A 21,177-nucleotide genomic window follows, 5' to 3' on the forward strand; every position below is an offset into this window, starting at 1 on the left:
ATGGAAACCCGAGCCCATCATGTATTGATCGGCCTGTTCACCGTGATCGTGGTGGTCGGGGCCCTGCTGTTTGGGTTGTGGCTGGCCAAGTCCAGCGTGGACAGCGAGTTCAAGGATTACGAAGTGGTGTTCAACGAAGCGGTCAGCGGCTTGTCCAGAGGCAGCGCGGTGGAGTACAGCGGCATCAAGGTCGGAGACGTGGTCAATCTGCGCCTGGACCCGAACGACCCGCGCCGGGTACTGGCGCGGGTCCGGTTGAGTGCTGAAACACCGGTCAAACAGGACACCCAGGCCAAACTGGCACTGACCGGCATCACCGGCACCTCGATTATCCAACTCAGCGGCGGCACTCCCAATAGCCCGCCACTGACCGGGCACGATGGCGAGCCCGCCGTGATCATCGCAGCGCCCTCGCCTATCGCCCGCCTGCTGAACAACAGCGATGACCTGATGACCAGTATCAACCTGCTGCTGCATAACGCCAACGAGGTGTTTTCCTCGGACAATGTCCAGCGGCTGGGCAAGACCCTTGAACACTTGGAGCAAACCACCGGGGTCATCGCCGATCAACGCGGCGATATTCGCCAGGCCATGCAGCAACTGGCAGCGGTCGGCAAACAGGCCAGCGCCACACTGGAGCAGACGACGGCATTGATGCGCAGCGCCAACGGCCTGCTCAACGATCAGGGCAAAGAGGTCATGAGCAGCGCAGACCAGGCCATGCAATCGCTGGCCCGCAGCACCGCGACCCTCGATAAACTGCTGAACGACAATCGCGACGCGCTCAATAACGGCATGCAGGGGCTCAATGCCCTGTCGCCGGCCGTGCGGGAGCTGCGCGACACCTTGAGCGCATTGCGGGGTATTTCCCGGCGCCTGGATGCCAACCCCAGCGGCTATTTGCTGGGCAGTGACAAGAACAAGGAATTCACGCCATGAAGCCGTTTGACCGGTTCGTCCGCCCTATCCTCTTGCTGGCAGGATGTGTCCTGGTTGGCGGTTGCTCGATTCTGCCCCAGGCCGAGCCTTCGGACATCTATCGCTTACCCGCCACACAGGCGCCGATAGCACCGGGCACCCCTGTGAAATGGTCATTGCGCCTGGCCAGCCCGCAGGCCAGCGAAGTGCTCAACAGCCCTAAAATAGCGGTCATTCCCCACGGCAATCTGTTGAGCAGCTACGCCGCCTCCCGCTGGAGCGACCCGGCACCGGTGTTGCTGCGCAATCGCTTGCTCGATGGTTTCGCCCAGGATGGACGTGTCGGGCTATTGAGTGTCGCCGACAGCAACCTGCAAACGGATCTGGAGTTGGGTGGCCAATTGCAGGCCTTCCAGACCGAATACCAAGGTGCAGAGGCCAGCGTGGTGATTCGCCTGGACGCATTGCTGGTACGGGGATTTGACCAACGCATTCTTGCCAGTCATCGCTTTGAAGTCCGTCAGCCGTTGAGCGACGTGCAAGTGCCAGCCGTGGTGCAAGGTTTCGGCCAGGCCAGCGACCGACTGACGGCCGAGGTTGTGAGCTGGACGGTGGAACAAGGCCAGCGCCTGGCGCTACCGGCACACCCCTAAAGGCCCGGCATGGCCATCCGAGCCAGTGGCAAGGGGATGGGGTTCAACCAAAGAACCAGTAGCAAACGCCGATCGCCGCCACGACTCCGCTGAACTCGGCCAGCAGCGCGCAGCCCACCGCATGCCGCGCCCGCTGGATACCCACGGCGCCGAAGTACACCGCCAGCACATAGAAGGTGGTTTCGGTGCTGCCCTGAATGGTCGCGGCCACCAGCGCGGGGAAGCTGTCCACGCCGGACGTCTGCATGGTTTCGATCAGCATGGCCCGGGCGGCGCTGCCGGAGAATGGCTTGACCATGGCAGTCGGCAAGGCGTCGACAAAACGGGTATCCCAACCGGCCCATTGCACCAGGTGCCGTATCCCGTCCAGACCGAAATCCAGCGCCCCCGAGGCTCGCAGCACGCCGACAGCGCACAGCATCGCCACCAGATATGGCAGCAGCGTCTTGGCGACGTCAAAGCCTTCCTTGGCGCCTTCGACAAAAGCTTCATACACCTTGACCTTGCGCAGCGCGCCGACCACCAGAAACAACATGATCAAGCCAAACAGCGTCAGGTTACCGAGAATCGAGGAAAGCCCGGCCAGCGCCGTGGCTGAGAGCGTCGCCAGCAGGGCCATGAAACCGCCCAGTACCAACGCCCCCGGAACCAGATAAGCCAGCACGACCGGGTCCCACAGGCGCAGGCGCTGCATGAAGGCCACCGACAGCAGCCCCATCAGGGTGGAGGCGCTGGTGGCCAGCAGGATCGGCAGGAATACCAAGGTCGGGTCTGGCGCGCCTTGCTGGGCGCGGTACATGAAAATAGTCACCGGCAGCAGCGTCAGCGATGACGCGTTGAGCACCAGGAACAGGATTTGTGCATTGCTGGCGATGGTCGGGCTGGGGTTCAAGTCCTGCAGGGCCCGCATGGCCTTCAGGCCGATCGGGGTCGCGGCGTTGTCCAGCCCCAGGCCGTTGGCCGCGAAGTTGAGGGTAATCAGGCCGATCGCCGGATGGCCCGCCGGCACCTCCGGCATCAGCCGCAAAAACAAAGGCCCGAGCGCCTTGGCCAACCAGTCGACGATACCGGCCTTTTCGGCGATGCGCAGAAACCCCAGCCACAGGGTCAAGGTGCCGAACAGCAGGATCATCACCTCCACCGATAGCTTGGCCATGGCAAAAATGCTTTCCACCATGGCGGCGAAGATCCCGGCGTTACCGCCGATCAGCCATTGCGCCAGCGCCGACACGGCTGCCACGATAAAGAAGCCAAGCCACAGGCCATTGAGCATCGGTTAAGTCCCCCGGAAGATGCCGCGAATGATAGCGGGGCTGGCAGAAACGACAAACCCCGGATTTCTCCGGGGTTCGTTTGTTGCTTCAGGGGATCACAAAGATCCTTGTGTGTCAGCGACTGGAAACTTCCCCCATCGGCAACGGCTCTTTGCTGCGCCAGTGGGGCAGGGAGTTCCAGTAGCGTTGGCCCTTGGCATCGTCGTACATGCCTTCCCAGCGGGAAATGACCAGCACGGCCAGGGCATTGCCGATCACGTTCAGCGCGGTACGGGCCATGTCCATGATGCGGTCGACACCGGCAATGAATGCCAGACCTTCCAGCGGAATACCGACACTGCCAAGGGTCGCCAACAACACCACGAAGGAAACACCCGGTACGCCGGCGATGCCTTTGGAAGTCACCATCAAGGTCAGCACCAACAGCAATTGCTGGCTGATGGACAGATCGATGCCGTACAACTGAGCGATGAAAATCGCCGCGATACTCTGGTAGAGGGTCGAACCGTCAAGGTTGAACGAATAACCGGTCGGCACCACGAAACTGCAAATCGCCTTCGGCGCGCCGTAGGCTTCCATCTTCTCGATCACCCGTGGCAACACGGTTTCGGAGCTGGCGGTGGAGTAGGCCAGCACCAGCTCATCCTTGAAGATGCGCATCAGTTTGATCACGGAGAAGCCGAACAGGCGTGCAATCAGACCCAGCACCACAAAGGCGAAGAACGCGATGGCGACGTAAACCAGGATCACCAGCTTCGCCAGCGGCAGCAGGGACGCAAAGCCGAAGTTGGCCACCGTCACCGCGATCAGGGCGAACACGCCAATCGGGGCGTATTGCATGATCATGTGGGTGACTTTGAACATGCTTTCCGACACGCCCTGGAACATTTTCACCAGCGGCTCGCGCAGGTCCGATTGCAGGCTGGACAGACCCAGGCCGAACAATACGGAGAAGAAAATGATCGGCAGCATCTCGCCGCGAGCAACCGCCGCGAAGATGTTCGACGGGATCAGATTGAGGATGGTCTGGATGAACGCATGTTCATGCTGTACCTCGGCGGCCGTGGCCTGGTACTTGGAAATATCCACCGTACCCAGGGTGCTCATGTCAATGCCGTTGCCTGGCTGGAAGAAATTGGCCAACAACAAGCCGACGACAATGGCGATAGTGGTGACGATTTCGAAATAAAGGATGGTCTTGAGGCCGATACGCCCGAGTTTCTTGGCGTCGCCGACCCCGGCAATACCAACGATCAGCGAGGAAATCACAATCGGGATCACGATCATCTTGATCAGACGGATAAAGATATCGCCTGCCGGTTGCAGCACGTTGCTGATCCACCAGGCCTTCTCGGCACTGAAATGGTTGAGCAACGCGCCAATCGCAATCCCGAGCACCAGACCGATGAGGATCTGCCAGGCGAGGCTGAGTCTTGCCTTCTTCATATCATTACCCTTACTGCAGTTGGACTCGGGCAACTGCCACACACTGAACCACCCAATGGCGATACGAATGCGTGCCGCTGCCCCCTATAAGGTCACCCCGAGTACGCGCCACAGGCGCACTGGCAGGCGAAAAAAGGCGCAACTATTGCGATGCAAAGGTGGGGCGTCTAATGCCGTAAACGCCTACCCTATGCCGAATCGGCATGAAGATTGGGAAATAAAACGTCTGGACCCATCGGTGCGAATACGCCATTTCAGCAGGCAAAAGTGCCGTGAACCGGCCCTATCAGAGCCGCGGGCTTTTTGTCCCGTGCTGCTAAAAACAGTCAAACGTCAGAAGAATGAAGCGGGGCCGAAAGAGCGGACCGGCCGGATAAATCTCCGATATACGGTCAGCCTCGCGGGAGTGGGGCGGCGTTGAAAAATGAGGGCGATACGGGGGAGGCAGCACAGACACCAGACCAGGCAACCGCTCTAGCAAGAGTTTTACAAGGCACGAAGCTCCACGCAAGTTCGTCAATCATCATGATTGTGCGAACCTGCGTGGACGCTTTTTCCTGACCCGGCCCTTGCGCAGGCACCCCTTGTGCCCGTAGGTCACTGCGCCCCAAAAGCAGGCAGAGCGTCCCGGCCCCCTGGTCATGCATCGGCCCTCATCGGACTGTGCAGAGGAGAAAAGCACCGTGCTTTTCTCGCTTTCAGAATCAGTACCAGTTTGGGTCTTTCTTGAGTTGCTCCATTAACAGTTCTTGCATACCTTCATCGGGATTGCCGAGGAACCGGTAATCGGCATGGCGGGTCGGCGACTTGTCGGCGGGCAGTCCGGCAGGGACTTCAACCAACAGCGCATAGGCCTCATCCTTGTCGAAACTGAAAGCGACAAACAGGCGCTTGCTGCGGCAGGTCGCCTCGGTTTCGCACAACGGGCCTACCAGGTATTTATCGCCATCTTCCTCAACAGCATTCATCTGTTGCGAATCGCCTGACAGGTTCATCACCCATTCGGGCAGACGCTCTTCCTTTTTAACCACTTGCTGCCAAGTCTCGACATATTGCGGGTCGGCCTTGAGCAACTGATTGACCCGCATCTGTCCGTCATTGGCAGCCATGGCCATGGTACCGCCGCCCAACAGCAGGGCGGCGACCAGTCCTTTCAATGCGACGCTCATGGTCAGCCTCGACCGCGGCGGCCAAAGAAGAACGAAGCGATGAACATCACCAGGAACACGACAAAGAGAATCTTGGCGATGCCCGTGGCGGTGCCTGCGATACCACCGAAGCCCAGTACCGCAGCGATGATGGCAATGATCAGGAATGTAATTGCCCAGCTCAACATGGTGATTCTCCTTACGCTTTTCTATTTAGTGAGGGTCTTGCGGTGATGGTTCCGGTGCAGTGGACGACCGGTTCATCGAGTTAAAACACCCAGCGCTCCTGCCGGGGCAGGTCATGCTCAGGCTGAACCTGGTCGACTTCCATCATCCGCATCGAGGCCGCAACATCCGAGAGGCTGCTGACCGCGCTGAAATGAGTTTGCGGGGCTCGCTGAATCGACAGCAGAGGCGCTTCAGGTTGTTGGCTCTGGTGCCAAAGCATCAACTGCTGGCCTGCCACAAGCGTGATCAACAGGGCCACTACAGCCCACAAACCCTGCTGAACAGGCAAGGCAGAGATTCGAAACTGAGCGGCACGTTGACGATTCATCCTGAAATTCCTCCCACCCCGAGTGGCGATCTGGTTGAGGCGCCTTGACGCCACGTTTACCTGACCATTGCAGTCGCCATGCCAGAACTTTTACTGAAACAAAAACCTTTAAAATCAACAAGTTATGAAGACACTACGAAACCACCGAAGCGCATCCTGCACGATGGTCCCGTCAAGCGTCGTGCGTAATGCACGAACGACGGGGGCAGACGCGATAGAATCTTTTTTGAATTGCTCGTCGGAAATAGATGTCGGAAGGAGCAAGCCGTACCGTACGAGGCGGGTGTAGGAGCAAAAAAAGGACCCAAATCAATCTTTTAGGAGTCAGATACCCACAGGTAGGCTGTCGGTGGGTAATATCCCCCTCAGAAACGACCATGCAACTTGCCCGATTTTTCTGACACTAACCATCATCATTCATTTAAGGAGCGTAGGAAAAATGGAATCCGCCACTGAGCATCAAGGCCGTATTCTGCTGGTAGACGATGAGTCCGCCATCCTGCGTACATTCCGTTACTGCCTGGAAGACGAAGGCTACAGCGTCGCCACTGCCAACAGCGCTGCCCAGGCCGATACCCTGCTGCAGCGGCAGGTGTTTGACCTGTGTTTTCTGGACTTGCGCCTGGGAGAAGACAACGGTCTGGATGTCCTGGCGCAAATGCGCATCCAGGCACCCTGGATGCGGGTGGTGATCGTCACCGCCCACTCGGCGGTCGACACTGCGGTCGATGCGATCCAGGCCGGCGCCGCCGACTATCTGGTCAAGCCTTGCAGCCCTGATCAACTACGTCTGGCGACCGCCAAACAGTTGGAGGTGCGCCAGTTGTCGGCGCGTCTGGAAGCGCTGGAAGGGGAAGTGCGCAAACCCAATGATGGCCTCGACTCCCACAGCCCGGCGATGAAGGTCGTCCTCGAAACCGCTCGCCAGGTCGCCAGCACTGACGCCAACATCCTGATCCTTGGCGAGTCCGGCACAGGTAAGGGTGAACTGGCCAGAGCCATCCACGGCTGGAGCAAGCGCGCGAAGAAATCCTGCGTGACGATCAACTGCCCGTCGCTGACCGCTGAACTGATGGAAAGCGAACTGTTCGGCCACAGCCGCGGCGCGTTTACCGGCGCCAGTGAGAGCACGCTGGGACGGGTCAACCAGGCCGACGGCGGCACGCTTTTTCTCGACGAAATCGGCGATTTTCCCCTGACATTGCAACCCAAGTTACTACGTTTCATTCAGGACAAGGAATACGAGAGGGTCGGCGACCCGGTGACCCGGCGTGCCGATGTGCGGATTCTCGCAGCGACTAACCTGAACCTTGAAGACATGGTGCGTGACGGGCGCTTTCGCGAAGACCTGCTGTACCGCCTGAATGTCATCACCCTGCACCTGCCACCGTTGCGCGAACGGGCCGAAGACATTCTGACATTGGCTGATCGCTTCCTGGCCCGCTTCGTCAAGGAGTACGCCCGCCCGGCACGCGGCTTCAGCGACGAGGCTCGCGAAGCCCTACTAGGCTATCGCTGGCCTGGCAATATCAGGGAGCTGCGCAACGTGGTCGAACGCGCCAGCATCATCTGCGCGCAGGAAAAAGTCGAAATCAGCCACTTGGGCATGGCTGAGCAACCCGTCAACAATGCCCCGCGAATCGGCGCTGCGCTCAGCCTCGACGAACTGGAAAAGGCGCATATTGGCGCAGTGCTGGCCACGGCCGACACGCTGGATCAGGCCGCCAAGACCCTGGGTATCGATGCCTCCACGTTGTATCGCAAACGCAAGCAATACAACCTATGAAACTGGCGATGAAGCTGCGCACACGGCTGTTTCTGAGTATCTCGGCGCTGATTACCGTGGCATTGCTGGGGCTGATGCTTGGCTTGGTCAGCGTGGTACAGATGGCCAATACCCAGGAACAATCGGTGCGCGACAACTTCATCCTGCTCGATCTGGGCCTCAAGCTGCGCCAGACCTTGGGCGACCAGTTGATCATCATGCTCGATGACAAGCCCGACCTGGCTGCTCTGGAAGAATCCAAACGGCAATATTTCGAGTTGCTTGACGAAGGCATCGCCCACGAACAAGTACTGGATGATTCAGCCGACAGCTTCAGCAAGGCCAAAGCCGATTACATCAGTTTTCTCGAGGCTTTTTCAGCCTCTCGCCAGCTACCGACCCAACTCACGGGGATCCAGAACCTCACCGAAAAATTCAACGTGCTGCGCACGGGCTTGATTGACGCTTATCGGCGGGCCTTGAACAACATCAGCGACACCCAGAACAAGGCGCGCGAGCGCGCGTTGCTGATTTCCAGTTTACTGGGCCTGGTGGGACTGGCGGTGCTGATCATCGGCTTCATCACGGCCCATGGCATCGCCCGACGTTTCGGGGCGCCGATCGAAGCATTGGCAGCGGCGGCGGATGACATCGGCCAGGGCAATTTCGAAGTGACGCTGCCGATTTCCTCGGCCGCCGAGTTGAACCTGCTGACTCGCCGTTTCGGCATCATGGCTCAGGCCCTGCGTGAGCATCAGGCCACCAATGTCGATGAGCTACTCGCCGGCCAGCAACGCTTGCAAGCGGTACTCGACAGCATCGACGACGGCTTGCTGATGATCGACCGCCAGGGGCGCCTGGAGCACCTCAACCCGGTAGCCCAGCGTCAGTTGGGTTGGGACGAGGAGCGCCTGGGCCAGGGATTGGGCGAGGCGCTGGAACGCAAGGAGCTGGATGAGGAACTGCGACTGGTTCTGCGCGGGGGAACGCTGGAACGGGCGCCGGAGGATTTGAGTATCGACGTGGATGGCGAGTCGCGGTTGCTGACTTACAGCCTCACCCCCGTGAGCCATACTCAGGGGCACATCCTCGGGGCGGTGATGGTGTTGCACGATGTCACCGAGCAACGCGCTTTCGAACGGGTGCGCAGTGAGTTCGTGTTGCGCGCGTCCCACGAGCTGCGCACGCCAGTGACCGGTATGCACATGGCGTTTGGCTTGTTGCAGGAGCGCGTGCATTTTCCTGAAGAATCGCGCGAAGCCGACCTGCTCAATACCGTCAACGAAGAAATGCAGCGCCTGATGCAGCTTATCAATGACCTGCTGAACTTCTCCCGCTACCAGAACGGCCTGCAAAAGCTGACCTTGGCACCTTGCTCCATCGAAGAGTTGCTGGAGTCGGCACGGCTGCGGTTTGCCACACCCGCCCAAGCCAAGGGGATCGAACTGCTCGTGGCGATCCAAGGCCCGTTGCCACACTTGCATGCCGATGTTGCGCAACTGGATCGAGTGCTGGATAACCTGATCGACAATGCCATGCGTCACACGGGCGACCATGGTCAGATCCGCCTGCAGGCCCGTCGCCACGGCGAGCGGGTAATCATCAGCGTCGAAGACAATGGGGAAGGCATTCCCTACGGCCAGCAGGGCCGGATCTTCGAACCTTTCGTCCAGGTCGGGCGCAAGAAGGGCGGCGCAGGGTTGGGTCTGGCGCTGTGCAAGGAAATCGTCCAGCTCCACGGCGGGCGCATGGGCGTTTATTCACGTCCGGGGCAGGGCACTCAGTTCTACATGGCGCTGACGGTTTAAGCTGGCTCAAGCCTCATCGTCCATACGTCGTCCCAGCCGACGCCGGCCGCGGGTAATCAGCTCGATCAACTGCACGGCACTGAGCGCGTGGGCAAACAGCCAACCCTGCCCGAAAGTCACCCCTTCGCTGCTCAGGTAAGACGCCTGGGCTTCATGCTCGATGCCCTCGGCAATCACCTTGAGCTGTAACGCGTGGGCCATGCGGATAATATGCGGGGCCACGCCGCTGCTGGCGGCGTCGTGTCCCAAAGCGTCGATAAAGGCTTTGTCGATTTTCAGGCAGTCCACCGGCAAGGTTTGCAGATAAGCGAGGCTGCAATAGCCCGTGCCGAAGTCATCAATCAACACCTGATGCCCGACATCGCGCAGCGATTGCAGATTGTCCCGGGCGACCAGGACATCGACCAATCCGCGCTCGGTCACTTCAAACGCTATCTGGTGCGCCGATACCCGATGCAATGCCAGTAGGCGGGCGATCACTTCGCCGATGCGTGGCACCATCACATCACACGCCGCCAGGTTCACCGAGATGTACAGCTGCGGATTGGCCCGCAGTAACTGGCCCAGTTGGTCGAACAGGCGTTGCAACACGAAGTCTGTGATCTGGCGGATCTGCCCAGTGTTCTCCGCCATCGGGATGAACAGGTCCGGACTGGTGAGCGTGCCGTCCGGTCGCCGCCAGCGCAGCAGGGCTTCAGCGCCGACGCAGTTGCGACTGCGCAGGTCGAAGATCGGCTGGTACAGCACCTGCAGCTCTCCGCGCCGGATGGCCCCGTGCAATTCGGCGTCCATCGACTGACGCTGACGCGCCAGCAGGAATACCTGGAAACCAATCCCCAGACCCAGCATCAGGCTGATGGGCATTAGCCACCAGGCGTTGGAGGGGATATTGAAACCGTTGCGCTGAGCAATCAGCACCAGTTGATACTCCGGGCTGTCGGTCTGCATCCGATAGATCAGGCGATTCTGCGTCACTTGCAGTGCATTGCGGCTTTCCGAAGGCCAAGGCTCCGTGGGCGGCCAGTATTGATCGGTACCCAGCACCGGTATAGCCCGCTGGCCCTGATCGAGCACCACCAACAGGCTGCTGCCGGGCGGCAAATCAACGACATCGGTCAGATGCCCGCGGGAAGTGGCAACACGAAAATTGCCGCGACCCAGCATCAATGCCGCACGGTTTTCATCGGGCTCAGTGGTGGTATTGAGCCAGTAACTGTAGGTCGGTCCCCGGATGTCAGGCGGTCGAACCACCGATAATCCGCTGAGGCGAGGGCGATTGGAACAAACCCCGCTGCTATCGATATACGCCGCTTCGTAGACAAAACGGTAGTTGAAGCTGACCTGTTGCAGCGTCGCGATCATGTCGTCGTCGCATCGGCGTAGCGGCTGGTTTTGCAGATCGTCGAGGCTTTCGCGCAACTGTCCGAAAAGCTGCTCAAGTCGTTGCAAAAAGCGTTCGCCCTGAGCATTCATCTGGTCGCTTTCACGCTGCTGGATTTGCTGTATCACGACAAACAGACTGGCCCCCAGCAACAGCACGGTACTCAGGACAGCCGCCATCATCGCCAGGAGAAACGGGCGATGGAGCCAGCTTTGCAGGGTTTCGCGGGCAGGCGTCATCATTGGTAATCCGAAAGTTACCAATGAGTTATAGCTTCTGATTTGAATTTAGCCCTGACCGTCGGACGGGCGTCATTATTTTGTCTGGTTAAGCACCTGCAGGATAGCCGCGCTTTGCGCATCCGGCATGCCGTCAAACCGGGTCGGCCGGAAGCGCATCTGGAAAGCGGCGAGCACATGATGAGTGGCAACATCCCATTCGCCGGTGCGGGGCGTCGGGTAGCCGAAACGGGCCAGTTCGGCCTGGAACCAACTGGCGTTCGGCAGCTGCGCCGCGAAAACCGCCTGCTGGCGCATGACCGCCTGCTCGTCTGGCCAAATCCCCAGCCCGGCTTGCGCCAGGCGCTTCCAGGGAAACAGCGGCCCAGGATCAAGCTTGCGCGTGGGGGCAATATCGCTGTGCCCAATGATGTTGCGCGGGTTGATCCCGTTACGCTGGGAGATGTCTTTGAGCAATGCGATCAAGGCCTGGACCTGAGCTTCGCTGTAGGGATACCAAAGGCGCCCATTGGGCGTATCGACGAAACCCGGATTGACGATCTCAATGCCGATGGAGCTGGAATTGAGCCAGGTCCGCCCATCCCATTCACTGTCTCCGGCGTGCCAGGCGCGCCGGCTTTCATCCACCAGTTTATAGACGGTCGCGCTTTTATCATCGCCGATCAGGTAATGCGCACTGACTTCGCCGTGGGTCAGCAAGGCCAGGGACCGCTCCAGGGAAGCGGAGGTGTAATGCAGCACCACGAACTGGATACGGTTGTCATGATTGACTGAAGGGTGGCTGGTGTCGAGCCTGGGGCCGCTGGCGCAGCCGGCCAGAACCAATAACGAAGCAATGAGCGAGAAAAATTTCATGGCAAAGGTGCATTACGCGCTGAAGATAATGCAACAGTGTAACGTATCACGTTGCGATGATCTGGCTCGTATCTGCGGATTCACAAAATGGAACAATTACCTTCAACCCAACTCGACTCGATTCCGTCCAGCATTTTTAGCTCTATAGAGCGCCTGATCGGCTCTTTTAAGCACTGAATCGCTGTGCTCCCCGCTTTTGAACGCGGTCATGCCCACGGAGACGGTGATCGTGACCGGCTCACCCTTGAAATGAAACGGACAGGCCTCGATGGCTGCGCGCAGTGTCTCGGCCAGCCCTGCACCGCTGGCCAGTGGCGTGTCGGGCACCAGCAGAACAAATTCCTCCCCGCCAAAGCGGGCGATGAAATCACCGCCACGCAGCCGTCTGCGCAGCACCGAGGCGATGATCTTCAGCACCCGGTCACCGGCCAGATGGCCGTAGTTATCGTTGATGCGCTTGAAGTGATCCAGATCGAGCATGGCCAGCAACAGGCTGTTGCCGTGCCGCTGCCATTGGGCAACTTCCTGTTCGAGACGCTCGGACCAGGCGGCGCGGTTAGGCAGCCCGGTGAGCGGATCAATGAGCGCCTTTTGCCGCTGCTCTTCAAGATTATCCCGCACAACCTGGGCATCCTGCTCCATCAGCGCGACGCGCTCGGCCAGGCTTTTGAGGCGAGCCGAAACCTCCCGCTCGCGCTGATCGCGCTGCTTCTGGTGCTGGTCCATCGTGCCGAGCAGGCCTTCGAGGTGGTTCTCCAACACTTGCTTGAGGCCTTCCAGGTCATCAGCTTCCTGCACGCTGCTTTGCAAGCCATCCACTTGCTCACGAATCTGGGTGTCCATCTCCCTGGAGGCCGATTGGTTATCGGCATGGTCTGCGCTGGCCGCCCGTAAACTGCTTTGGAATGACTCAAGGCGATCGTTGAGCCGCTGTAGGTACGCTTCGAACTCATGCTGCCCGGTATCGGTGATGGCCAGCATGAGCACAGCCAGATCGTCGAGAATTGGCAGTAATTCGTACCAGTTCAAGCCATTTTGCAGCCGCTCACGCATGGCCTCGGCTTGGGGGCGATGTCGCTCGGGCAGGGTCAGGTCACCCAGCAGGCCCAACAGGGTGTCTTCGATATGCCTGGCCACCGAGCTGTAGGAAGGCTCCGGTGAGTCGGGCAGTTCATAATGGCCGTCATCCAGATCAGACGTTTCCGACTCAACAGCTGCCGAGGGTTCGACGGGCTCCTCCGGGAGGGGCTGCGTTTCGTTCAGCCCTTGCGACGGCTGCTCGGGCATCAGCTCATCAGGGTTTTCAAGGGCGGCTACCTGCACTGCATTTTCCACAGGAAGCGGCGCCGGCTCGGTGGTTTCGTCCTGCTTGGGAGCTTCAACTTGTTCCAGAGTCGGCTCGCCAGCTTCGGATACCGGCGACGAAGAGGGTTCTGGATCAGGATCGAACATCGGCGGAATGAACACGACCGGTTCAGGCGCCTCATCGACCGTTGCAGCAGGCCCTGCTACCAATGCTGGAGCTGGAATTATGACGGGCACAGCCTCAGTGGCTGGCTGCGTCGGTGCCGGTGTCGGCGGCGCCGTTTCCAATACCGGCACCGCGCTGGGCTGGGCAGGTTCATGCGGCTGGGGCGCCGCTTCTTGCTGGCCGTGGCCGCCAAACAACCGTTGCAACAGGCCAGGACGATTCGGTTCAGTGGGCGCCTCCAACACACTCAGCGCCTGGCCCTGCAAGCTGCTCAATTCGCTGAGCAGCAAAGGAATCTCCCGAGCCTGGTCCACCCGGTCCTCCAACTGCTTGGAGAATTTCTTCAGTGGCCGGCTGACTTCCTTCGGCAGGGGCAAGGTTTGCAACTGAGCAACCAGGGAAGTCAATGCTGCGCTCACCTGTTCAACCCGGGTCTCGCGGCGCTGCTCGGAATCGAGTACGGCTTTCTCCAGGCGAGGCAAAAGAGCGGCGAGGGCGGCATCCATGTCATCGGTGCGCACCACTTCGCGCATTTCTTTCATGCACTGATCAACCGCCCGGTCAGAGCCTTCTGCGGCCAGCGTGCTGCGCACCAGGCCGCGGCGCAGCAAGTCGAGCCGGGCCGCCCAGCGGCGCTCGAGCTTTTCCTGCTGTTCGATGCTCTTTAAGTACTTCTCTCTCCAGCGTTCAGCTTCGTCGCTCATTCATGGGATCCGCGAGGGGGCAGGACTCAGCGCGGGGAATGCATCAGCCGTGAGCGAACCCGGCAGACGAATTTCGACCGCGACAGGCAGGTGGTCGGAAATGGGGTGAGCCAGCACCTCGAACCGTTCGAGGGTCAAGGTGGGGCTCAGCAAAATATGGTCCAGACAGCGCTGGGGGCGCCAGCTCGGGAACGTGGCTTCGACTTGTGGAGCGAGCAGACCAAGATCGCGCAGAGGCGAATTTTGCAGCAAGTCATTGGCATGGGTATTCATGTCACCCATCAAGACCTGGTGCTTGTAATCACCTATCAGCTCGCGGATGTAAGCCAGTTGCATCGTCCGGGTACGAGCCCCAAGGGCCAGGTGCATCATGACCACGATCAACGCCTCCGGACCTTCGCCAAAACGCGCCAGGATCGCGCCGCGCCCCTTGGGGCCGGGTAACGGATGGTCTTCGATCGCCCACGGTCGCAGGCGGCTCAACACACCATTGCTGTGCTGGCCCAGGCGTCCGAGGTTACGATTGAGTTGTTGATACCAGTAGGGGAAAGCACCCAGTTGAGCCAGATGCTCCACTTGATTGACGTAGCCTGACCTCAGGCTTCCACCGTCGGCCTCTTGCAAAGCCACCAGGTCGAAGTCTTTCAGCAGGTCGCCGATCTTCTGCAGGTTAACGGCACGTCCGGTGTGAGGTAGCAGATGTTGCCAACCACGGGTCAGGTAATGCCGGTAGCGCTCGGTGCTGATGCCCACCTGAATATTGAAACTGAGCAGGCGCAGGCAGTTGTCGGCCGGCAGGCCCGTGGAGGCGATATGGTGCTCATTGACCCGCGGTTCATGCAGGCCAACGACGCGTTCGGTGCTCCAGCGGGCCATGGTCAGCGCCGCGCTTAGTTGGCGGCGGCCTTGGTTGCCGCTCGCTCTTTGGCAATCAGTTGGTCGGCCAGCTCAAGCGCCTGGTTCGCACCACCGGCCGAACCGATATCAAACCGGTATTTGCCGTTGACGACCATGGTGGGTACGCCGGTGATCTCGTATTTCTTGGCCAGTTCTTTGGCTTTGTTGATCTGGCCCTTGATGGCGAAGGAGTTGAAAGTCGCCAGGAACTTGTCCTTGTCCACCCCTTGGGTAGCGAGGAATTCAGCCATTTCTTCAGGATCGGTCAGGCGCTTCTTCTCAACCTGGATCTCGTTGAACACTGCAGCGTGAACCTTGTGCTCGACGCCCATGGCCTCGAGGGTCAGGAACATCTGACCATGGGCGTCCCATGGACCGCCGAACATGGCGGGGATGCGTACGAAGTTCACATCCGAAGGCAGTTTTTCAGCCCATGGGTTGATAACCGGTTCAAAAGCATAGCAATGCGGGCAGCCGTACCAGAACAGCTCCACCACTTCGATCTTGCCAGGCACGGCCACCGGAACGGGATTGCTCAATTCGACGTAGGGGGCCTTCGATTCGTCGGCGTTGGCTTGGGCGGCCATGCCGAACAGGCTGACAGCGGCGAGCGCGGCGCTGATGATCAGATTACGCATGCTTTACTCCTGGACAATGAGGGGACCCCGCAAGGCCTTTTTTAAGACAGGCCGTGGCAGGTTCAAGTTCGCTAGTGTAACGGCAGCGGCCACAAAAAAGGGCGGCCAAAGCCACCCTTTTGATGTTTGCATCGACGGATTAATCGAGCGTTAACGTTGCAAGAGATGTAAACCCTCACAACGCCCCGCCAGCGGTCTTAGTGCAGGCCCTGAATGTAGCTGGCCACCGCCGCGATCTCTTCGTCGCTCAGCTTGCGGGCAATGGTGCGCATCATCGCTTCGCCATCATTGGTACGACCGTCTGCTTCCTTGCGGAAGTCAGTCAACTGCTTGGCAACGTATTGAGCGTGCTGGCCCCCAAGGTGCGGGAAGCCGGCAGCCGCGTTACCTTTGCCATCAGGCGAGTGGCAACCCGTGCAGGCTGGAAGCCCCTTTTCCAGGTTGCCTCCGCGAAACAGCGCTTCACCCCGTGCGACCAGTTTTGGATCGGCGGCGCCGACGCTGCCCTTCTGGCTGGCGAAATAAGCCGCCATGTCCGCCAGGTCCTGATCGTTAAGGTTGGTCAGCAGGCCGGTCATTTCCAGCACGACACGCTTGCCGTCCTTGATGTCCTTCAACTGTTTGATCAGGTAACGCTCGCCCTGGCCCGCCAGTTTCGGAAAGTTTGGTGCCATGCTGTTGCCATCCGGACCATGGCAGGCCCCACATACGGCGGCTTTCGCCTGGCCGGCGGCGGCATCGCCAGCGGCATGGGCTACGCCGGATATCCCCAATGTCAACAGCAGACTCACGATCAGTTTGTTCATCAGCTAATCCAACTACGGCTAAGGGTTAAAGAGTTATGGACCGGGCTTACTCGCTCATCCACTGGATGATGGCTTGGTAATCCTCGGCACTGCAGTCCATGCACAAACCACGCGGCGGCATCGCCTTGAAACCCTGGGTTACGTGTTGCACCAGCGTCTCCATACCTTTCGCCAACCTCGGCGTCCAAGCTTCCTGATCACCCTTGCGGGGCGCCATGGGGAGTTGGCCGGAATGACAGGCACCACAAACACGGTTGTACACAGCTTCCGGATCCTGTGTAGCCTGAGCGCTGTAAAGCGGCATCAAGACACCGGCAGCTAGCAGCCATTTCGTCATAAAACGACCTTTTCAGGGTTGAGAGCGAGCTGCGTTCTAGTGCGCAATTTCAGTCGGTCGCTCCCGTGAGCTTCATCCTACGCTGGGACAAAGCGCACACAAAATCTGCGGCATTATATACTGGCGTCACTGAAACGGAAACGACACAGCTTGCCGCGTCCATTCCCGACGCCACCCACATCGGAAATCCCATGCAACTGAAGAACCCCATCCTTGGCCTGTGCCAACAGTCCACCTTCATGCTCAGCGCCGCCAAAGTCGATCAATGCCCCGACGATGAAGGCTTCGAAGTGGCTTTCGCCGGGCGCTCCAACGCTGGCAAATCCAGCGCACTGAACACCCTGACCCATGCAAGCCTGGCACGCACCTCGAAAACCCCGGGTCGCACACAGCTCTTGAACTTCTTCAAGCTAGACGATGAACGCCGTTTGGTCGACCTGCCCGGGTACGGCTACGCCAAGGTGCCGATTCCGCTGAAGCAACATTGGCAGCGCCATCTGGAAGCCTATCTGGGCAGCCGCGAGAGCCTCAAGGGTCTGATTTTGATGATGGACATCCGTCATCCAATGACCGACTTCGACCTGCTGATGCTGGATTGGGCCGTGGCCAGCGGCATGCCGATGCACATTCTGCTGACCAAGGCAGACAAGCTGACCTACGGCGCGGCCAAGAATACGTTGCTCAAAGTGCAGTCGGAAATCCGCAAGGGGTGGGGTGAGGCGATCACCATCCAGTTGTTCTCGGCGCCCAAGCGCATGGGCCTGGAAGAGGCCTACACTGTATTGGCCGACTGGATGGAATTGGCAGACAAGGGCAGCGAAGAGGCGGAATAAGCCAACTCGCAGGCAAAAAAAACCCCGGACTTCTTATGGGGAGGGGGAAGTTCGGGGTCCAAGTTCCGGACCGCTAGGGCGGGGTCCAGATATCTGCCAACACTTAACACAACATAGGAGCATTGAAGGGCTTCACCAGCCTTTCAGAAACTCTGAGTAGCAATTCACGGTTTTAGTTCAGATTATTTTTGGAAATAACCTTAGGAATTTTCCGACCTAAAGGCATCACATCGTCCCCGGGTTTTCAGTGAGCCCATGTGGCGAGGGAGCTCGCTCCCTCGCCACGGGACTTGCACCAGCTTCAGGGCCCTACGACTCAGTGCGCCTCGTCCCAGTTGTTTCCCACGCCCACTTCCACCAGCAGCGGCACATCCAGCGTGGCAGCGGCGCTCATGTGCTGGCGAATTTCCTCGCGCACCTGGTCGACCAGATCCTCGCGCACCTCCAGCACCAGTTCGTCGTGGACCTGCAGAATGACCTTGGCATCCAGCCCCGACGCAGTCAGCCAGCGATCCACCGCCACCATGGCTTTCTTGATGATATCTGCCGCGGTGCCTTGCATCGGTGCGTTGATGGCCGTGCGTTCGGCCCCTTTGCGCAAAGCAGGGTTTTTCGCATTGATATCCGGCAGGTACAACCGGCGACCGAAAATGGTTTCGACAAACCCCTGCTCGGCGGCCTGGGTGCGAGTGCGCTCCATGTACGCCAGTACACCTGGGTAGCGAGCAAAGTAGCGGTCGATATAAGCCTGGGATTGCTTGCGATCGACGCCGATCTGCTTGGCCAGGCCGAACGCGCTCATGCCGTAGATCAAACCGAAGTTGATCGCCTTGGCGCTACGGCGCTGGTCATGGGTGACGGCGTCCAGCTCAACGCCGAAAACTTCGGCGGCAGTAGCCCGGTGCACATCCAGGTCATTGCGAAACGCGTGGAGCAGGCCTTCATCCTTGGCCAGGTGCGCCATGATCCGCAGTTCGATCTGGGAGTAGTCCGCCGCCAGCAGCTTGTAGCCTTTCGGCGCCTCGAATGCCTGACGAATCCGGCGGCCTTCGGCGGTGCGGATAGGAATGTTCTGCAGGTTCGGGTCGATGGACGAAAGGCGCCCGGTGGCGGCAACGGCCTGTTGATAGTTGGTATGGACACGCCCTGTGCGGCTGTTGATCTGCTCCGGCAGGCGGTCGGTGTAGGTGCTCTTGAGCTTGCTCAGCGAGCGGTACTGCATCAATACCTTGGGCAGCGGATAATCCTGCTCGGCCAGTTCGGCCAGTACCGCTTCGGCGGTAGACGCCTGGCCCTTGGCGGTTTTGCTGAGTACCGGCAAACCGAGTTTTTCGTAGAGGATCACCCCCAGTTGCTTGGGTGAGCCCAGGTTGAATTCTTCCCCGGCGATGGCAAATGCCTCGCGCTCCAAGGCCACCAGCTTCTCGCCCAACTCGACACTCTGCACCCCTAGCAGGTTGGCATCGACCAACGCACCCTGGCGCTCAATCCGCGCCAGGACCGGCATCAGCGGCATTTCGATTTCGTTGAGCACCTTGCCCAGACTGGGCGTGGCGGCCAGTTTTTCCTGCAGGGCCTGGTGCAGACGGAACGTCACGTCTGCGTCTTCGGCGGCATAAGGGCCGGCCAGTTCCAGGGCAATCTGGTCAAAGGTCAGCTGCTTGACGCCTTTGCCGGCGATGCCCTGGATATCGGTCTTGCTTTGTCCCAGGTACTTGAGCGCCAAGCTGTCCATGTCGTGACGGGTGGCCGTGGAGTCCAGCACGTAGGACTCAAGCATGGTGTCGAAGGCAATGCCTTGTACAAGAATGCCGTTGTTTTGATCACCACCGATGGCGCAATTGGCCAGGATGTTGGTTTCGAACTTGGCATGCTGGCCGACCTTGAGCTTGTTCGGGTTCTCCAGCAACGGTTTGAGCGCCTTGAGCACCGTGTCGCGATCCAGTTGCTCAGGCACCCCCATGTAGGAATGGGTCAAGGGAATGTAGGCGGCCTCAAAAGGCGCGATGGCGAATGACAATCCTACAAGTTGCGAATGCTGCGCATCGTTACCATTGGTCTCGGTGACGAATGCAAACAGCGGCGCCTGTTCAAGCTTGGCCAGCCAGGCCTCGAAACGCGCCTGGTCGAGAATGGTTTCGTACTTCACCTCGACGCCATCGGGTTGCTCGTCGGCGGCTTCGACGATCTCCTGACCGGCACGCTTGGCATCGCGCTGGTTTTCCTCGAACCAGCTCTTGAACTCCAGCAAGGTATACAGCTCGGCGAGTTTCTCGTGATCCGGCTGGCCCATTTTCAGGTCGTCGAGACCGACATCCAGCGGCACGTCGGTCTTGATGGTCGCCAGCTCGTAGGAGAGGAGGGCCATTTCCTTGTGTTCTTCGAGCTTGGCGGCCAGGGTCTTGGCACCACGGATCGGCAGCGTGGCGACAATGTCCAGTTGCGCATACAGCTCGGTCAGGCCGCCATTGACGCCCACCAGCAGGCCGGAGGCGGTTTTCGGTCCAATACCCGGAACGCCCGGGATGTTGTCGGAAGAATCGCCCATCAACGCCAGATAATCGATGATCTGCTCCGGAGCGACGCCAAACTTCTCCTTCACGCCAGCCACGTCCAAGGCGCTACCGGTCATGGTATTGACCAAGGTAATGTGCCCGTCGACCAGTTGCGCCATGTCTTTGTCGCCGGTGGAGATCACCACCGGGCGGTCGGCTGCCGCGCTGCTGCGGGCCAGGGTGCCAATCACGTCATCGGCTTCGACGTTGTCCACGCACAGCAGGGGGAAGCCCAGGGCCTTGACGCTGGCATGCAGCGGCTCGATCTGCACGCGCATGTCATCGGGCATGCTAGGGCGGTTGGCCTTGTATTCGGCGTACAGCTCATCGCGAAACGTTCCACCCTTGGCATCGAACACCACGGCGAACGGGCTGTCCGGATACTGCTTGCGCAGGCTCTTGAGCATGTTCAGCACGCCCTTGACCGCGCCGGTCGGCAGGCCTTTGGAAGTGGTCAACGGTGGTAGCGCGTGAAAGGCGCGATAGAGGTAAGAAGAACCGTCCACCAGGACGAGGGGGGCTTGGCTCATGAGCAGGATCAACCTTTTCGGCGGGTCCGGGGCTAGAATAGCGGGACCGTTGACGACAAAGGGACAAGGTTATCATGCGTACACTAAATCGCCTGTTACTCGCTGGCTTGTTTGCAATCACCCCGCTGGCCGTCATGGCGGCGGACGACGCCCCCTCGGCGGACCCGGATGTCACCATCCGCACCGAAGGCGATAGAACCATTCAGGAGTACCGGCAAAACGGCTTTTTGTACGCGATCAAGGTCACGCCCAAAAACGGCAAGCCTTACTTCCTGGTACGTGCCGACGGCAGCGACGGGAATTTCATCCGCTCGGATCAGCCGGATATGCTGATTCCATCGTGGAAAATCTTTGAGTGGTAAT

19 protein-coding genes are annotated in these 21,177 nt (G+C 59.5%); 6 read left to right on the forward strand and 13 right to left on the reverse strand.

All coding sequences use genetic code 11. The features are described from left to right. Both AAIS01_RS09145 and AAIS01_RS09150 read left to right on the forward strand, forming a co-directional pair. Window positions 1-939, forward strand: coding sequence for an MlaD family protein (locus AAIS01_RS09145; protein ID WP_343468713.1), 939 nt, complete (start codon window positions 1-3; stop codon window positions 937-939). Beyond that, window positions 936-1,571, forward strand: coding sequence for an ABC-type transport auxiliary lipoprotein family protein (locus tag AAIS01_RS09150; RefSeq protein WP_343468714.1), 636 nt, complete (start codon window positions 936-938; stop codon window positions 1,569-1,571). The genes AAIS01_RS09145 and AAIS01_RS09150 overlap by 4 nt, the downstream gene beginning before the upstream one ends. A 43-nt stretch (window positions 1,572-1,614) precedes the next feature. Here the strand turns inward: AAIS01_RS09150 and AAIS01_RS09155 are convergent, their stop codons facing one another. The 5 genes from AAIS01_RS09155 to AAIS01_RS09175 all read right to left on the reverse strand — a co-directional run bounded on the left by AAIS01_RS09155 (window position 1,615) and on the right by AAIS01_RS09175 (window position 5,995). Continuing rightward, window positions 1,615-2,844 (reverse strand): nucleoside recognition domain-containing protein, encoded by a 1,230-nt coding sequence (locus AAIS01_RS09155; protein WP_343468715.1) that lies wholly within the window; start codon window positions 2,842-2,844, stop codon window positions 1,615-1,617. A 115-nt stretch (window positions 2,845-2,959) separates the two neighbouring features. Next, window positions 2,960-4,291, reverse strand: a complete 1,332-nt coding sequence (gene gltP / locus AAIS01_RS09160) for a glutamate/aspartate:proton symporter GltP (protein ID WP_343468716.1) — start codon at window positions 4,289-4,291, stop codon at window positions 2,960-2,962. A 704-nt stretch (window positions 4,292-4,995) separates the two neighbouring features. After that, window positions 4,996-5,460, reverse strand: coding sequence for an inhibitor of vertebrate lysozyme family protein (locus tag AAIS01_RS09165; protein WP_339491078.1), 465 nt, complete (start codon window positions 5,458-5,460; stop codon window positions 4,996-4,998). A 2-nt stretch (window positions 5,461-5,462) separates the two neighbouring features. Then, on the reverse strand, window positions 5,463-5,627 hold the full coding sequence (locus AAIS01_RS09170; protein ID WP_003177151.1) for a DUF1328 domain-containing protein: 165 nt from the start codon (window positions 5,625-5,627) through the stop codon (window positions 5,463-5,465). A gap of 80 nt (window positions 5,628-5,707) precedes the next feature. Then, entirely contained in the window at window positions 5,708-5,995 is a 288-nt protein-coding gene (locus AAIS01_RS09175) for a hypothetical protein (protein WP_343468717.1), read from the reverse strand. Window positions 5,996-6,434: 439 nt separating this feature from the next. Between AAIS01_RS09175 and algB the strand changes: the two genes are divergently transcribed. Next, window positions 6,435-7,781, forward strand: coding sequence for a sigma-54-dependent response regulator transcription factor AlgB (gene algB, locus AAIS01_RS09180; protein ID WP_047229793.1), 1,347 nt, complete (start codon window positions 6,435-6,437; stop codon window positions 7,779-7,781). Then, complete coding sequence (locus AAIS01_RS09185) at window positions 7,778-9,568, forward strand: ATP-binding protein (protein WP_343468718.1); 1,791 nt, start codon at window positions 7,778-7,780, stop codon at window positions 9,566-9,568. The genes algB and AAIS01_RS09185 overlap by 4 nt, the downstream gene beginning before the upstream one ends. 6 nt (window positions 9,569-9,574) lie before the next feature. Here AAIS01_RS09185 and AAIS01_RS09190 read toward each other — a convergent pair whose 3' ends face one another. The 7 genes from AAIS01_RS09190 to AAIS01_RS09220 all read right to left on the reverse strand — a co-directional run bounded on the left by AAIS01_RS09190 (window position 9,575) and on the right by AAIS01_RS09220 (window position 16,896). Further along, on the reverse strand, window positions 9,575-11,188 hold the full coding sequence (locus tag AAIS01_RS09190; RefSeq protein WP_343468852.1) for an EAL domain-containing protein: 1,614 nt from the start codon (window positions 11,186-11,188) through the stop codon (window positions 9,575-9,577). 75 nt (window positions 11,189-11,263) lie between these two features. Continuing rightward, window positions 11,264-12,043: an N-acetylmuramoyl-L-alanine amidase gene (locus tag AAIS01_RS09195; protein WP_343468719.1), complete on the reverse strand. Its 780-nt coding sequence runs from the start codon at window positions 12,041-12,043 to the stop codon at window positions 11,264-11,266. Window positions 12,044-12,145: 102 nt separating this feature from the next. Continuing rightward, window positions 12,146-14,218 carry a GGDEF domain-containing protein gene (locus tag AAIS01_RS09200; RefSeq protein WP_343468720.1) on the reverse strand — a complete coding sequence of 691 codons (2,073 nt, stop codon included), beginning with the start codon at window positions 14,216-14,218 and terminating at the stop codon, window positions 12,146-12,148. Next, the gene (locus AAIS01_RS09205; RefSeq protein WP_214916280.1) at window positions 14,219-15,094 is read right to left on the reverse strand and encodes an endonuclease/exonuclease/phosphatase family protein; all 876 of its coding nucleotides are present in this window, start codon (window positions 15,092-15,094) and stop codon (window positions 14,219-14,221) included. A 14-nt stretch (window positions 15,095-15,108) separates the two neighbouring features. Further along, on the reverse strand, window positions 15,109-15,753 hold the full coding sequence (locus tag AAIS01_RS09210) for a thiol:disulfide interchange protein DsbA/DsbL (RefSeq protein ID WP_186653426.1): 645 nt from the start codon (window positions 15,751-15,753) through the stop codon (window positions 15,109-15,111). 197 nt (window positions 15,754-15,950) lie between these two features. Further along, window positions 15,951-16,559, reverse strand: a complete 609-nt coding sequence (locus AAIS01_RS09215) for a c-type cytochrome (RefSeq protein ID WP_343468721.1) — start codon at window positions 16,557-16,559, stop codon at window positions 15,951-15,953. A 46-nt stretch (window positions 16,560-16,605) separates the two neighbouring features. After that, window positions 16,606-16,896, reverse strand: coding sequence for a c-type cytochrome (locus tag AAIS01_RS09220; protein ID WP_017341757.1), 291 nt, complete (start codon window positions 16,894-16,896; stop codon window positions 16,606-16,608). A 191-nt stretch (window positions 16,897-17,087) separates the two neighbouring features. On the opposite strand from AAIS01_RS09220, the gene yihA reads away from it, so the two are divergent. Beyond that, a complete protein-coding gene (gene yihA / locus AAIS01_RS09225; protein WP_092399677.1) occupies window positions 17,088-17,729 on the forward strand; it encodes a ribosome biogenesis GTP-binding protein YihA/YsxC in 642 nt (213 codons plus the stop codon). A 316-nt stretch (window positions 17,730-18,045) separates the two neighbouring features. Here yihA and polA read toward each other — a convergent pair whose 3' ends face one another. Further along, complete coding sequence (polA, locus tag AAIS01_RS09230) at window positions 18,046-20,814, reverse strand: DNA polymerase I (RefSeq protein ID WP_343468722.1); 2,769 nt, start codon at window positions 20,812-20,814, stop codon at window positions 18,046-18,048. Window positions 20,815-20,888: 74 nt separating this feature from the next. On the opposite strand from polA, the gene AAIS01_RS09235 reads away from it, so the two are divergent. Further along, complete coding sequence (locus AAIS01_RS09235) at window positions 20,889-21,176, forward strand: DUF2782 domain-containing protein (protein ID WP_047229784.1); 288 nt, start codon at window positions 20,889-20,891, stop codon at window positions 21,174-21,176. The last annotated feature ends 1 nt before the right edge of the window (window position 21,177 follow it).

The sequence above is a fragment of the Pseudomonas halotolerans genome, assembly GCF_039581215.1.
Taxonomy (GTDB): domain Bacteria; phylum Pseudomonadota; class Gammaproteobacteria; order Pseudomonadales; family Pseudomonadaceae; genus Aquipseudomonas; species Aquipseudomonas tehranensis.

What these genes read in the sequence shown, in the direction of transcription:
- AAIS01_RS09145 (WP_343468713.1), top strand. Translation starts at nt 1, where the DNA reads ATGGAAACCCGAGCCCATCATGTATTGATCGGCCTGTTCACCGTGATC.
- AAIS01_RS09150 (WP_343468714.1), top strand. Translation starts at nt 936, where the DNA reads ATGAAGCCGTTTGACCGGTTCGTCCGCCCTATCCTCTTGCTGGCAGGA.
- AAIS01_RS09155 (WP_343468715.1), bottom strand. Translation starts at nt 2,844, where the DNA reads ATGCTCAATGGCCTGTGGCTTGGCTTCTTTATCGTGGCAGCCGTGTCG.
- gltP (WP_343468716.1), bottom strand. Translation starts at nt 4,291, where the DNA reads ATGAAGAAGGCAAGACTCAGCCTCGCCTGGCAGATCCTCATCGGTCTG.
- AAIS01_RS09165 (WP_339491078.1), bottom strand. Translation starts at nt 5,460, where the DNA reads ATGAGCGTCGCATTGAAAGGACTGGTCGCCGCCCTGCTGTTGGGCGGC.
- AAIS01_RS09170 (WP_003177151.1), bottom strand. Translation starts at nt 5,627, where the DNA reads ATGTTGAGCTGGGCAATTACATTCCTGATCATTGCCATCATCGCTGCG.
- AAIS01_RS09175 (WP_343468717.1), bottom strand. Translation starts at nt 5,995, where the DNA reads ATGAATCGTCAACGTGCCGCTCAGTTTCGAATCTCTGCCTTGCCTGTT.
- algB (WP_047229793.1), top strand. Translation starts at nt 6,435, where the DNA reads ATGGAATCCGCCACTGAGCATCAAGGCCGTATTCTGCTGGTAGACGAT.
- AAIS01_RS09185 (WP_343468718.1), top strand. Translation starts at nt 7,778, where the DNA reads ATGAAACTGGCGATGAAGCTGCGCACACGGCTGTTTCTGAGTATCTCG.
- AAIS01_RS09190 (WP_343468852.1), bottom strand. Translation starts at nt 11,188, where the DNA reads ATGACGCCTGCCCGCGAAACCCTGCAAAGCTGGCTCCATCGCCCGTTT.
- AAIS01_RS09195 (WP_343468719.1), bottom strand. Translation starts at nt 12,043, where the DNA reads ATGAAATTTTTCTCGCTCATTGCTTCGTTATTGGTTCTGGCCGGCTGC.
- AAIS01_RS09200 (WP_343468720.1), bottom strand. Translation starts at nt 14,218, where the DNA reads ATGAGCGACGAAGCTGAACGCTGGAGAGAGAAGTACTTAAAGAGCATC.
- AAIS01_RS09205 (WP_214916280.1), bottom strand. Translation starts at nt 15,094, where the DNA reads ATGGCCCGCTGGAGCACCGAACGCGTCGTTGGCCTGCATGAACCGCGG.
- AAIS01_RS09210 (WP_186653426.1), bottom strand. Translation starts at nt 15,753, where the DNA reads ATGCGTAATCTGATCATCAGCGCCGCGCTCGCCGCTGTCAGCCTGTTC.
- AAIS01_RS09215 (WP_343468721.1), bottom strand. Translation starts at nt 16,559, where the DNA reads ATGAACAAACTGATCGTGAGTCTGCTGTTGACATTGGGGATATCCGGC.
- AAIS01_RS09220 (WP_017341757.1), bottom strand. Translation starts at nt 16,896, where the DNA reads ATGACGAAATGGCTGCTAGCTGCCGGTGTCTTGATGCCGCTTTACAGC.
- yihA (WP_092399677.1), top strand. Translation starts at nt 17,088, where the DNA reads ATGCAACTGAAGAACCCCATCCTTGGCCTGTGCCAACAGTCCACCTTC.
- polA (WP_343468722.1), bottom strand. Translation starts at nt 20,814, where the DNA reads ATGAGCCAAGCCCCCCTCGTCCTGGTGGACGGTTCTTCTTACCTCTAT.
- AAIS01_RS09235 (WP_047229784.1), top strand. Translation starts at nt 20,889, where the DNA reads ATGCGTACACTAAATCGCCTGTTACTCGCTGGCTTGTTTGCAATCACC.